The sequence below is a fragment of the Haloprofundus halobius genome, from assembly GCF_020097835.1.
Taxonomy (GTDB): domain Archaea; phylum Halobacteriota; class Halobacteria; order Halobacteriales; family Haloferacaceae; genus Haloprofundus; species Haloprofundus halobius.
The window spans coordinates 2,045,207-2,057,670 of sequence record NZ_CP083666.1; the positions used below are offsets into that span (position 1 = coordinate 2,045,207).

The following is a 12,464-nucleotide window of genomic DNA, read 5'->3' on the forward strand; positions in this document are numbered from 1 at the left end:
AGTTCGTGTTCGTCCGCGACGACGGACGCCGACGGAACGGAATCGATAAACGGAGTGAAAGATTACGGTCGACGTATGCAGCGCGCCGTCCCGCAGGACTTCTCTCGCGTGCTCTCCTCGATGTGTACGGAACCGCATCCCGCCGCGCGGGAGGCAGCGGTACGGTTTCTCGCGACGAACCCGGGTGACCCCGCCACCTACCAGTCGGTCGCCGAGTTAGAGCAAGAGGTCGTCGCTGCGCTCGGCGAGTTGGCCGGCCTTCCCGACGCGCAGGGCTACGTCGCAAGCGGCGGCACCGAAGCCAACGTTCAGGCGGTCCGGGCGGCGCGAAACCGCGCCCGCGACGAGTGGTCGAACGTTCCGGGGACGCCGAACGTCGTCGCCCCCGAGAGCGTCCACTTCAGTTTCCGGAAAGCCGCCGACGTGCTCGGCGTCGAACTCCGGACCGTTCCCGTCGACGCCGACTACCGCGCGGACCTCGACGCCGTCCGCGCAAGCGTCGATTCGGAGACGATTCTGGTCGTCGGCGTCGCCGGGTCGACGGAGTACGGCCGCGTCGACCCGATTCCCGAACTCGCCGCGGCCGCCCACGACGCCGACGGCGACCGGCCGTTCCTCCACGTCGACGCCGCGTGGGGCGGGTTCGCGCTCCCCTTCACCGACCACGCGTGGAACTTCGCGCACGCCGACGTCGACACGATGACCGTCGACCCGCACAAAATGGGCCGAGCCGTCGTCCCGGCGGGCGGGTTTCTGGCCAGAGACCGCGCGACGCTCGACTCGCTCGCCGTCGACACGCCCTATCTGGAATCGACGTCGCAGACGACGCTCACCGGGACGCGGAGCGGTGCGGGTGTCGCGGGTGCCGCCGCGGCGCTCGATGCTCTCTGGCCCGACGGCTACCGAGAGCAGTTCGAGGAGTCGATGGCCGACGCTGAGTGGTTGGCCGACGCGCTCGCCGCTCACGGCTTCGGCGTCGTCGCCCCCGAACTGCCGCTCGTCGCGTGTGAGATGCCGGACTCGACGTTCGACGCGCTTCGCGATGCGGGCTGGCGAATCTCGCGGACGGCCGCGGGCGAACTCCGCATCGTCTGCATGCCGCACGTGACCCGTGAGATGCTCCGTCGGTTCGTCGCCGACGTCGATTCGCTCTCGGAGAAGTGAGTTTACCGCAGAGCAACCATACTACCGACGAACCTGAAGGTTTACAACGCCGCACTTTCCAGATTCACGTGTGACCGCGCTGCTCCCCGCGTTAGACCTCGCACTCGGCCTCTTACCGGATTTCTCGTGGATGGAGCGCGCCGTCGAACACGCCACCGGCTGGTTCGGCCTCGTCATCATCTTCGTCTACTCGTTTCTCATCGCCTTCGCGCTGCCGGGCGTGAGCGAAGTCGTCCTCGCCGCGCCGCTGAACCTCGGTCTCGACTACGCCGGGCGGATGACGGTCATCATCCTCGTCAGCGCCACCGGCAAGGCCGCAGGAAGTCTGTTCGCGTTTCACATCGGCCAGGAGGCCAAGGACTCCGGAATCATCTTACGGTGGCTCCAGCGGCTACCGGTCGACATCGTCGCGTGGTCCGAGAAACAGACGATGACCATCGCGCGCAAGTGGGGGCACGGCGGCCTCGCCATCGCGCTCTGCGTTCCGTTTTTCCCGGACACGCTCTCGATATACGCCTTCTCGATACTGGAGGAGGATTATCTGAAGTTCGCGGGGGCGACGTTCGTCGGCAGCGCCGGTCGGCTCCTCGTCACGCTGGCGCTCGTCCACGGCGCCGCCGCGCTGTTGTGAACGGGAGAGTTAAACGGCTTCGCTGCTTTCTAGACACCGTGACCCGACAGGCTCACCCGACTGGCGTTCGCGCAAGCGACGCCCCCGTGATGCGCATGCGACGCTTCTAGCGCCGGGTGGACCCGTCAGTTCGTCCGTCGGTCGGTAACGCGACTCGACGGGCGTTCGCCGCGAAACTCGGACGCTCGGTTCTCCCCTCCGAGCGACGCGTCGCGTCGCCGGGAAGAGACGCACCGGAGTCGATTACAGCGGACTACGAACCAGCGGGCTTTAGGCCCGCATTCACGATACCACAAGACAAGATGAGTCACGAGCAGTTCCCCACGGAGAAGCCAGCGGTGGTGACCTGCGGGTTGCCGTACGCCAACGGCGACCTGCACGTCGGCCACCTCCGAACGTACGTCGGCGGCGACGTCTACTCGCGCGCGCTACGCAAACTCGGCCAGCAGACCGCCTTCGTCAGCGGGTCGGATATGCACGGCACCCCCGTCGCCGTCAACGCCGAGAAGGAGGGCGTCACCCCCGAGGAGTTCGCCCTCGGCTGGCACGAGAGGTACGAGGAGACGTTCCCCAAGTTCAACGTCGAGTTCGACAACTACGGCCACACCCACGACGAGACGAATACCGAACTGACCAAGGAGTTCGTCCGCACGCTCGACGAGAACGGCCACGTCTACGAGAAGACGATCATGGTCGCCTACGACCCCGAGGAGGACCAGTACCTCCCGGACCGCTACGTCGAGGGCGAGTGCCCGTACTGCGGGGCGAAAGCCCGCGGCGACGAGTGCGACGAGGGCTGTCAGCGCCACCTCGAACCCGGCGAAATCGTCGACCCCGTCAGCACCATCACGGGTAACCCCGCCGAGTACCGCGAGCGGACGCACAAGTTCTTCCGCGTCTCCGAGTTCCAGGAGTACCTGCAGGAGTTCATCGACCGCCTCGAAGGCACCTCGAACGCCCAGAACCAGCCCCGCGAGTGGATCGAGGGCGACCTGCAGGACTGGTGTATCACCCGCGACATGGACTGGGGTATCGACTATCCGGGCGAAGAAGGGGACGGTACCGAGGAGTTAGTTCTCTACGTCTGGGTCGACGCTCCCATCGAGTACGTCGCCTCGACGAAGCAGTACACCGAACGCGTCGGCGCGGAGGAGTACGACTGGACCGAGGTCTGGCAGGACGAGGGCGACATCGTACACGTCATCGGCCGCGACATCATCCAACACCACACCGTCTTCTGGCCCGCGATGCTCCGCGGCGTCGGCTACGAGGAACCGCGCGCCGTGATGGCCAGCGGTTTCGTTACGCTCGGCGGGAAGGGCTTTTCCACCTCGCGGAACAGAGCAGTTTGGGCCGACGAGTACCTCGACGAAGGGTTCGACCCCGACCTGCTCCGGTACTACCTCGCCACCAACGGCGGCTTCCAGCAGGACGTCGACTTCTCGTGGTCGAAGTTCCAAGAGCGCGTCAACGGCGAACTCGTCGGCACCGTCGGAAACTTCCTCTACCGGTCGCTCTTGTTCGCGTACCGGAACTACGAGGGAACGCCTAACGCCGACGTCTCCGAGGAGGTCCAGAACCGAATCGAGGGCGCGATTCGTGACTTCGGCGAGGCGGTCAACGACTACTCGGTCCGGAAAGCAGGCCTCGCGACGGTCGAACTCGCCCGCTTCGGCAACGAGTACATCCAGCGAAACGAGCCGTGGAAGCTCACCGACGAAGAACCGGAGAAGGCGGCGCAGGTCATCCGCGACTGCGTCCAGATAGCCAAAGCCGTCGCCGTGCTCTTCGAACCGGTCGCACCCGGCAAATCCGAGCGCCTCTGGGACGCTCTCGGCGAAGAGGGCTCGGTCCACGACGCGGAGATTCACGCGGCGCTCGACGCACCGCCCGAGTCGTTCGGCGAGCCGACCGAGTTGTTCGAGAAGATAGAGGACGAGCGCGTCGAGGAGCTAAACGAGAAACTCGACGAGCGAGTCGCGGAAGCGACCGAAGACAAGGAAGAAATAGACGAGGGAACCGAAAGCGACGAGTCGGAAACGGACGCCACCTCGGGCGTGAGCGACCTCGAACCCATCGCGGAAGACCGAATCAGCTTCGACGAGTTCCAGGCGCTCGACCTTCGCGTCGGCGAAATCGTCTCCGCAGAAGGCGTCGACGGCGCGGACAAACTCGCGAAACTCGAAGTCGACATCGGCCACGAGATTCGACAAATCGTCGCCGGTATCAAACAGCTACACGACCTCGACTCGCTCGTCGGCGAGCGCGTCGTCGTCGTCGCCAATCTCGAAAAGGCAGAACTGTTCGGCGTCGAGTCCAACGGGATGCTCCTCGCGGCGGGCGAGGAGGCCGACATCCTGACGACGCACGGCGACTCGGTGCCGGGGACGAAGGTCCGGTAACCCCGACACCGCGACGCCGGGCGGTTCTCTCCGCTCGCGTTCTCAGCTCTCTCGGCGGAACTCGTCTGCCAGTTGCACGTACTCGTCTGTCACGACCGTTATCTGGTTCGCGTCGAGCGTCAGCGACTCCTCGTCGGGCGCGGCGGAGTTGGCCATATCCGCTTCGACGCCGGTGTACGGTTTGACGACGGCGCGGTCGTTTTTGACGGCGTTCACGCGTCCGATCTCGTCGCCGTCGGGCGTGACGACTGGCTTGCCGACGGCTTCCTCGGTGACGTGTTCCATAGCGTCGAACCGTACGATGGCGAGCGATTTATAGCTCAGTTCGGGACGAAAAGCTTGGGGCCGAACCGGACGCACCGTTCCCGTCTGGATTCCGCATAACCGTTCACTCGGCGGCGAGTTTCATCGTCGGGGTTTTTAGCCGCACGGGTGTATCGCCCAGTATGAGAAACGCCAAAATCGTCTGCACGCTCGGCCCGGCGTCGGACGACCGAGGGACGATTCGGGCGCTCGCGGACGCCGGGATGTCCGTCGCTCGGCTGAACGCGAGTCACGGCACGACGGACCACCGAGAAACAGTCGTCGACCGCATCCAGGCGGTCGACGAAGCGACGGAAGATCCGCTGGCGGCGATGGTCGACCTGCAGGGACCCGAAGTCCGCACCGCCCCGCTGGACGAACCGATCACGCTCGGAACCGGTTCCGAGGTCCACTTCTTCGAGGGTGACACCGCGACGCCCGAGAAAGTCGGCCTCTCGCTGCCCATCGACGCCGCCGAACCCGGCGCAACCATCCTGTTGGACGACGGTCGCATCGAGGCGACGGTCGTCCGCGTCGTCGACGACGGCGTCGTCGCCCGCATCGACTCCGGCGGCGAACTCGGCGGCCGGAAGGGCGTGAACGTCCCGGGCGTCGAACTCGACATCGATCTTATCACCGAAAAGGATCGACGGGAGATAGAGCTCGCAGCCGAGAAGGACGCCGACTTCGTGGCGGCGAGTTTCGTCCGCGACGCCTCGGACGTGTACGCCATCAGCGACGCCATCGAGGAGGCGGGTGGCGACATCCCCGTCATCGCGAAAATCGAACGCGCGGGCGCGGTCGAGAACCTCGACGGCATCATCGACGCCGCCTACGGCGTGATGGTCGCCCGTGGCGACCTCGGCGTCGAGTGTCCGCTCGAAGACGTGCCGATGATACAGAAGCGCATCATCAGCAAGTGTCACGCCGACGGCGTCCCCGTCATCACCGCGACGGAGATGCTCGACTCGATGGTCCACGCGCGGCGGCCGACCCGCGCGGAAGCCTCGGACGTCGCCAACGCCGTCCTCGACGGCACCGACGCGGTGATGCTCTCCGGGGAGACGGCCATCGGCGACCACCCGGTTCGAGTCGTCGAGACGATGGACCGCATCGTCCGCCAGATAGAGGCCAGCGAGGAGTACGACGAGACCCAAGAGCAGCGCGTCCCGACGGCGACCGAAGAGTCGCGCACGGAAGCGCTCGCCCGCTCGGCGCGCTATCTCGCCCGCGACATCGGCGCGGCGGCCATCGTCGCCGCCTCCGAATCCGGCTACACGGCCCGCAAGACGGCGAAGTTCCGCCCGGGCGTCCCGGTCATCGCGACGACGCCGAACGACCGCGTCCGCCGCCAGCTGTCGCTGTCCTGGGGTGTCGACGCGCAGTACGCCGACTACCGCGAGAGCGCCGAGGAAGTGATGCAGGCCGGAGTCAACGCCGCGCTGGAGGCAGGCGTCGCCGAGAGCGGCGACACGCTCGTCGTTCTCTCGGGGATGATGACCGAACTCGAGGGGACGAACACGACGAACATGCTGAAGGTCCACGTCGCCGCCGAGGCCATCACGACCGGCCGGAGCGTCGTCGGCGGACGCGTCGCCGGTCCGGTCGTCCGTTCGAACGACGGCGACCTGACGGCGATTCCCGAGGGGTCGCTGGTGGCGCTCGACGCCGAGTTCGACGGCGAGTTCACGGGCGACGTGGACCGACTCGGGGGCATTATCGACGCGCGCGAGGGGATGACAGGGTACCCGGCGCTCGTTGCCAGAGAGATCGACATTCCGATGATAAGCGGCGCATCGCTGCCGGGAGACGTCGACGACGGGACGCTCGTCACACTCGACGCCGAGCGCGGCATCGTCTACGACGGCAACGTCGTCCGCCACGAGGCGAAGCGGTAAGCCCCATCGGCGCGGCTCCCGTGTCTCCCGCGTCTCCCGCCGGCGGCAGACATTTCAGCGACCGTTTCGTACGACCGGTATGCGCGATTCACACACCGGGGAGCGAGACGAGGGGGAGACCGGCGACGACGAGTCGGAGTGGCGCTTCGGCATCGACGACGTCGGCGAGGATGCCGAGGAGAGCGAGGCGGAGAACGGAACGCAGCCTGAGAAACGCGAACTGCCGCCGCTGGAGCCGGAGTCGCCGTCGCTGGAGAACAGCCTCTTCGTGCTCGTCGGCGTCCTCGGCACGCTGGTGTTCATCTTCAGTGTACTGTAACCGAGAGCCGAAGCGTTAATCATCCAACGTACTTAGGTCAGCTATGGCACGCCCACGTCTTGCGCAGATGCTCTTACAACTCGACATCGGCCCCGACGCTCTCCCGCTGTTGCTCGTCATGGCCGGACTCGGTCTCTCCATCGCCGAAGCGCTCGCTCCCGGTGCACACTTCATCATCGTCGGCATCGCGCTGCTGGCGGCCGGACTGGTCGGCCTCTTTCTGCCCGCACTGGCAAGTCCGCTGTTGCTCGGGATTCTCGTTCTCGTCTTCGGCGCGCTCTCCTTCTACGTCTACCGCGAGTTCGACTTCTACGGGGGGAAGGGGACCGCACAGACGTCAGACTCGGACACGCTGAAAGGCAAGACCGGCCGCGTCACCGAACGAGTGACGCCGTCGGAGGGGCAGATAAAGATCGCCGGCGGCGGCTTCAACCCCTACTACGCCGCCCGCTCGTACCACGGCGAGATTCCGGAAGGAACCGAGGTGATGGTCGTCGACCCCGGCGGCGGCAACGTCGTGATGGTCGAGTCGTTCGACATCGTCGAAGACGAGATCGACCGCGAACTGGCGAAGGGGCGACGAGAGCGCGAGGAGGCCGCCGACGAGGTCATCGAACGCGAACGCGAGCGCGAAGAGGAGACCGAACGCGCCTGAACCGGCCTGAACGGGCCTAAACACGTCGACGGAGGCCGACGACAGTTCGGACCCGCGTCGACGGACTGGCCGACGAGGTTGAAGAAAACCTTATCAATCAATCATACAAAGGTCCAGTTATGGACCCCGTCCTGTTACAGACCGGCCTGGGAATACCGATCCTCTTCGTGGGTGTGCTATTCCTGTTGCTGGCAGTCCTCGTAGTGTTCCAGTCAGTCGAAATCGTCCAGGCGTACGAGAAGCGTGCGCTGTCGGTGTTCGGCGAGTACCGCAAACTGCTCGAACCGGGTATCAACTTCATCCCGCCGTTCGTCTCGCGGACGTACGCCTTCGACATGCGGACCCAGACGTTAGACGTTCCCCGGCAGGAAGCGATCACGCGCGACAATTCGCCCGTGACCGCCGACGCCGTCGTCTACATTAAGGTGATGGACGCGAAGAAAGCGTTCCTCGAAGTCGAAGATTACAAGACCGCCGTCTCGAACCTCGCACAGACGACGCTGCGCGCCGTGCTCGGCGACATGGAGCTCGACGACACGCTCAACAAGCGCCAGGAGATAAACGCCCGAATCCGCAAGGAACTCGACGAACCCACCGACGAGTGGGGGATTCGCGTCGAGAGCGTCGAGGTGCGTGAGGTCAACCCCAGCGCCGACGTCCAGCAGGCGATGGAGCAGCAGACCTCCGCCGAGCGTCGTCGCCGCGCGATGATTCTCGAAGCCCAGGGTGAGCGGCGCAGCGCCGTCGAGAGCGCCGAGGGTGAGAAGCAGTCGAACATCATCCGCGCGCAGGGTGAAAAGCAGAGTCAGATTCTCGAAGCGCAGGGTGACGCTATCTCCACCGTCCTCCGCGCGAAGTCCGCCGAGTCGATGGGCGAGCGCGCGGTCATCGACAAGGGGATGGAGACGCTCGCCGACATCGGCTCCAGCGAGTCGACGACGTTCATCCTCCCGCAGGAACTCACCTCGCTCGTCGGCCGCTACGGCAAACAGCTGACCGGCAGCGACATCCAGGAGCAGGCTGGCCTCGACAGCCTCGACTTCGACGAGGAGACCCGCGAGATGCTCGGTCTCGACGATATCGAGGAGATACTCGGCCAGATAGACCAGGCAGCGGAGATGGACGTCCAACAGCTCGAACAGGAGGCGCAGGCCGTCAAAGCCGGCGACACCGACATAAAGAGCGCCGACGAGGTGATTCAGAAGGCCAACTCCGAAGACGAGGCCACCATCAAAGACGCCGACGAGGTCATCGAGGAGACAGAACAGCCGCCATCGAGTGACGGAGCCGACGACGCGGCCGACGACGAGGACGAAGAGGAGATGGAGTTCGACCGAGAACTCCAGTAAACGAAGCGTTTTTGTCCTCCACACCCCGTAGCAGGGGTAGATGTCCGACCGGGTAGACGAGGAGAAGCGAGCGACGCTCCGCCGGTTCGCCGCGCTCGGCGCGGCGGTGCCGTTCGCCCGCCTCGACGACGCCGACGAGTCGCGAAGCGACGTCCGCGACGCCATCGTCGGCTATCTCGCTACGACGCCAGGTGCCCACTTCTCGAAGATCCGAGACGACCTCCGTCTCGGAACCGGCGAAACTCAACACCACCTCGAGCGACTGCTGTCGGAGGGCGTCGTCCGCTCGCGTCGCGACGGCGACTATCGGCGGTTCTTCCCCGCACAGCGGTTCTCTCGATTCGAACAGGTCGCACTCGGCTACCTCCGCCGCGACACCCCGCGGAAGATGCTCCTCGAACTGCTCCGAAACCCCGACGCGACCGGCGTTCGACTCGCGGAGGCCGCGGACGTCTCGACGGCGACGGTGAGTTCGTACCGAAAGCAATTGGAGGACGCCGAACTGTTCGCGCGCGAGCGAAGCCTCGTCGTCGAACGCCCCGAGACGCTCATCATGCTGCTCGTCCGCTACGCCGACTCCTTCGGCACCGACACCGTCGAGTTCGCCGCCGAGGCCGACGAGTTGGTCAGCTTTGACCCGTAGCGACTGCTCGTGGCGCGTTCGCTCGCGCTTTCGGTTCGGATTTTCGATTTCGACGACAAAAAGAGCGTACCCGAAGACGGCGAGTGCCCGGAGGGAGGAGGGCCGTAGTCAGCGAGGGTCGCTACGTCGCGCCGCGGTTACGTACTCACTTTCCACGTCGTCCCCGAGGAGTACCCCCACTTTTCGACTTTCACGTCGAAGTCGCCGTCGAGAATCGCGGTCATGTTCGCGCCGACCTCCTTGGCGCTCAGCCCGAGTTCTTCGGCGATGAGGCGGGATTTGAAGTACGTCTGCGTCGCGGCGTTCGTCCGGAGATACCGGAGGATCAGTTGCTGTTTGTCACTGAGCTCGGTGGCCGTGGTAACGCTCATATCTCTGCCGTAGTGACTGCCACTAATATGGGATTTGGTACGAGAGGTTAACCCCGCTGAGTCGGGCGATTTCCCGTAGTGATTCGACCGGCATTCGAGAACTGAGACGCCTCCTGGTACGATGGGCTAATACTAAATATTTTGTGACTGTATGCTCTTACTTACGGTCCGGTAAGGTGGTATTTACATCCGTTGATTCGAGGTAACGTCGGATTACGCGGGTAAAACCGGGATTTTTCGCCGCCCGGACCCGACGAGTGAACGAAACGACGGCTCCTTTGCAATTCCACGTATCTTGAGAGTCAGAAGCTTCTTAGCCATCGTCGGCGCATGGGTGAACAATGGACCGCCCGGTCGAGGTCAGCGTCGTCCTTCCTGCGTATAACGAAGAACATACGATAGAGGAGACGGTGCGGACCACGCTTGAGACGCTTGCAGCGTTCCTCCCACGAGACGCAGTCGAGGTCATCGTCGCGGAGGACGGGTGCGACGACCGCACACCAGAGATCGCAGATCAGTTGGCCGCCGAAGATAGTCGAGTCCGGCACTTCCACTCCGAGAAACGACTCGGGCGCGGCGGCGCGCTCGAACGCGCGTTCGAGGCCGCGAACGGAGAGACGCTCGTCTACTTCGACACCGACCTCGCGACGGATATGCGCCACCTGAAGCAACTTGTCGAACGCGTCCGCTCGGACGGATACGACGTCGCCACGGGTTCGCGGTGGATGCCGGATAACGTCGCCGACCGACCCGCGAAACGCGGCGTCCCGAGTCGCGCGTACAACGGACTGGTTCGGCTGTTCCTTCGGTCGAAACTCCGTGACCACCAGTGCGGCTTCAAAGCGCTGAGCCGCGACGCGTTCTACCAACTCAAAGACGACATCCGGGACGACCACTGGTTCTGGGACACCGAACTGTTGGTCCGCGCCCAGCGCGAGGGACTCCGAGTCGCCGAGTTCTCCGTCGACTGGGAGCCGAAGGGCGACACCAAGGTCGACCTCGTCCGCGACATCTTCGGGATGGGGAGCCAGATCGGTCGCACCTGGTGGGAACTGTCGGTTCGACCGCGAATCGACCGCCGCGTCACGATGGCCGCGGGCGTCGCGCTCACGCTGGTCGCGCTGGCGCTCATGACCGTCTATCTCGACCCGCAGGAGGTGCTTCGGGTGATGGGCGAGGCCGACCCGGCGCTCGTACTGCTCGCCGCCGTCGTCTACCTCGTCTCCTGGCCGATCCGCGGGCTTCGCTACCGCGACATCCTCGCCGAACTCGGATTCCGCGAGCGGACCGGATTCCTGACGGGGGCCATCTTCATCAGTCAGACCGGCAACCTCGTGTTCCCCGCCCGCGCGGGCGACGCGGTTCGCGCCTACGTCGTGAAGGCCCGACGGGGCATCCCGTACCCCTCCGGCTTCGCGTCGCTGGCTGCCGAGCGCGTGTTCGACCTGCTCACCATCACCGTTCTCGCCGGGACGGTACTCCTGGGTCTCGTCGCGACAGGGAACACGACCGCTCTCGTCGAGGGTCTGAGCGGCAGCGGGAGCAGTCAAGTCGGTGCCGAGAGCAGACAGGCCGGTCGCACGGCGGCGATGGTCGCTACCGGAGTCGGCCTCGCGGCGATACTCGCTGTCGCAGGAATCGTCGCCAGCGCCCGGTCGGACCGCAACCTCGTCCGGAAGACGCTCGGCCGGTTCTCCTCGGACTCCTACGCCGACTACATCGCCGGCATCGTCGAGCAGTTCGTCGTCGACCTGCAACGGACCGCGGGTCGACGCGACGCGTTCGCCCGCGTCGCCGTCAGCAGCCTCGCCATCTGGGCGCTCGACGTCGTGACCGCGATTCTCGTGCTCGTCGCGCTCGGCGCGAACGCCGAGATGTCGGTCGTGACGCTCGTGGCGGTAAGCTTCTTCGCCGTCAGCGTCGGCAACCTCGCGAAAGTGCTCCCGCTGTCGCCCGGCGGCATCGGCCTCTACGAGGGCGCGTTCACCATCCTCGTGGTCGCGCTCAGCCCCGTCTCGGCGACCGTCGCCGTCGGTGCGGCGATTCTCGACCACGCGGTGAAGAACGTCGTCACAGTCCTCGGCGGCGTCGCGTCGATGCTGTCGCTCAACGTCTCGCTCACTCAAGCGGTCGAGGAGAGCGCCAGTGCGCGCGAACAGGCCGACCCCGTCGAATCGGACTGACGCGAAACATCGCTCAGTAGAGTTCCGAGACGAACGGACCGAGCGCGCCCGCGACGGCGGTCGAAAGCGCCGTCTCGCGGTCGATTCGTCCACCCGTCAGCACGCCCGCCGCCCCTTCTCCGCTCGCGATACCCGTCGTGTCGAGTACGTCGTCCATCACCGGACCGAGTTCCTCGCCGCCGCGGATTCGGGCGGCGATTCTCGACGGGAGGCGAACGCTCGGTCCCGACCCGCGGCCGACCCGGACGCCGTCGGTGACTGCCGCCCACATCACCAGATACAGGTCCTCGGCCCCGTCGAACGACGCGACGCCGCCCTCCAAGCCGACGGCGTAGTCGTACTCGCCGGCATCGAGGGCGTGCCACGCCCGCGTCTCCGCGCCGGCGATGGTCTTGGCGTGGCCCCGCGGTTGCTCGGAGACGCCCGATGAGACGGCGACTGCTTCGACTGTCGCGTCCCTCGCGACGGCTTCGACGGCGGCTCTCTTGACTGGGTTCTCGCTTCCGACGGCGATTCGCATACCTCCGACTGTCGACGGAAGGTTAT

Annotated in this window: 12 protein-coding genes; 9 read left to right on the forward strand and 3 right to left on the reverse strand. The window is 65.5% G+C overall.

Annotated features, from left to right (window positions below; translation table 11 throughout):
- Positions 1-75 precede the first annotated feature (75 nt).
- From mfnA to metG, 3 genes are all read left to right on the forward strand, one after another.
- Positions 76-1,164 (forward strand): tyrosine decarboxylase MfnA, encoded by a 1,089-nt coding sequence (gene mfnA / locus LAQ74_RS10740; RefSeq protein WP_224332547.1) that lies wholly within the window; start codon positions 76-78, stop codon positions 1,162-1,164.
- Between the two features lie 130 nt (positions 1,165-1,294).
- Entirely contained in the window at positions 1,295-1,795 is a 501-nt protein-coding gene (locus tag LAQ74_RS10745) for a YqaA family protein (RefSeq protein WP_224337236.1), read from the forward strand.
- 302 nt (positions 1,796-2,097) lie between these two features.
- On the forward strand, positions 2,098-4,197 hold the full coding sequence (gene metG, locus LAQ74_RS10750) for a methionine--tRNA ligase (protein WP_224332548.1): 2,100 nt from the start codon (positions 2,098-2,100) through the stop codon (positions 4,195-4,197).
- 42 nt (positions 4,198-4,239) lie between these two features.
- On the opposite strand, the gene LAQ74_RS10755 is transcribed toward metG, so the two are convergent.
- A complete protein-coding gene (locus LAQ74_RS10755; protein ID WP_224332549.1) occupies positions 4,240-4,482 on the reverse strand; it encodes a hypothetical protein in 243 nt (80 codons plus the stop codon).
- Between the two features lie 161 nt (positions 4,483-4,643).
- Here LAQ74_RS10755 and pyk point away from each other — a divergent pair, with 161 nt between their 5' ends.
- The 5 genes from pyk to LAQ74_RS10780 all read left to right on the forward strand — a co-directional run bounded on the left by pyk (position 4,644) and on the right by LAQ74_RS10780 (position 9,364).
- Positions 4,644-6,398 carry a pyruvate kinase gene (pyk, locus tag LAQ74_RS10760; protein ID WP_224332550.1) on the forward strand — a complete coding sequence of 585 codons (1,755 nt, stop codon included), beginning with the start codon at positions 4,644-4,646 and terminating at the stop codon, positions 6,396-6,398.
- Between the two features lie 79 nt (positions 6,399-6,477).
- The gene (locus LAQ74_RS10765; RefSeq protein ID WP_224332551.1) at positions 6,478-6,717 is read left to right on the forward strand and encodes a DUF7312 domain-containing protein; all 240 of its coding nucleotides are present in this window, start codon (positions 6,478-6,480) and stop codon (positions 6,715-6,717) included.
- A gap of 43 nt (positions 6,718-6,760) precedes the next feature.
- Positions 6,761-7,372, forward strand: coding sequence for an NfeD family protein (locus LAQ74_RS10770; RefSeq protein WP_224332552.1), 612 nt, complete (start codon positions 6,761-6,763; stop codon positions 7,370-7,372).
- Positions 7,373-7,491: 119 nt separating this feature from the next.
- Entirely contained in the window at positions 7,492-8,721 is a 1,230-nt protein-coding gene (locus LAQ74_RS10775) for an SPFH domain-containing protein (RefSeq protein ID WP_224332553.1), read from the forward strand.
- Positions 8,722-8,761: 40 nt separating this feature from the next.
- Positions 8,762-9,364, forward strand: coding sequence for a winged helix-turn-helix transcriptional regulator (locus tag LAQ74_RS10780; RefSeq protein ID WP_224332554.1), 603 nt, complete (start codon positions 8,762-8,764; stop codon positions 9,362-9,364).
- Between the two features lie 137 nt (positions 9,365-9,501).
- Here LAQ74_RS10780 and LAQ74_RS10785 read toward each other — a convergent pair whose 3' ends face one another.
- The gene (locus LAQ74_RS10785) at positions 9,502-9,735 is read right to left on the reverse strand and encodes a DUF7123 family protein (protein WP_224332555.1); all 234 of its coding nucleotides are present in this window, start codon (positions 9,733-9,735) and stop codon (positions 9,502-9,504) included.
- A 341-nt stretch (positions 9,736-10,076) separates the two neighbouring features.
- Here LAQ74_RS10785 and LAQ74_RS10790 point away from each other — a divergent pair, with 341 nt between their 5' ends.
- Positions 10,077-11,918: a flippase-like domain-containing protein gene (locus LAQ74_RS10790; RefSeq protein WP_224332556.1), complete on the forward strand. Its 1,842-nt coding sequence runs from the start codon at positions 10,077-10,079 to the stop codon at positions 11,916-11,918.
- A 13-nt stretch (positions 11,919-11,931) separates the two neighbouring features.
- On the opposite strand, the gene LAQ74_RS10795 is transcribed toward LAQ74_RS10790, so the two are convergent.
- Positions 11,932-12,438, reverse strand: a complete 507-nt coding sequence (locus LAQ74_RS10795; RefSeq protein ID WP_224332557.1) for a DUF84 family protein — start codon at positions 12,436-12,438, stop codon at positions 11,932-11,934.
- Between the last annotated feature and the right edge of the window lie 26 nt (positions 12,439-12,464).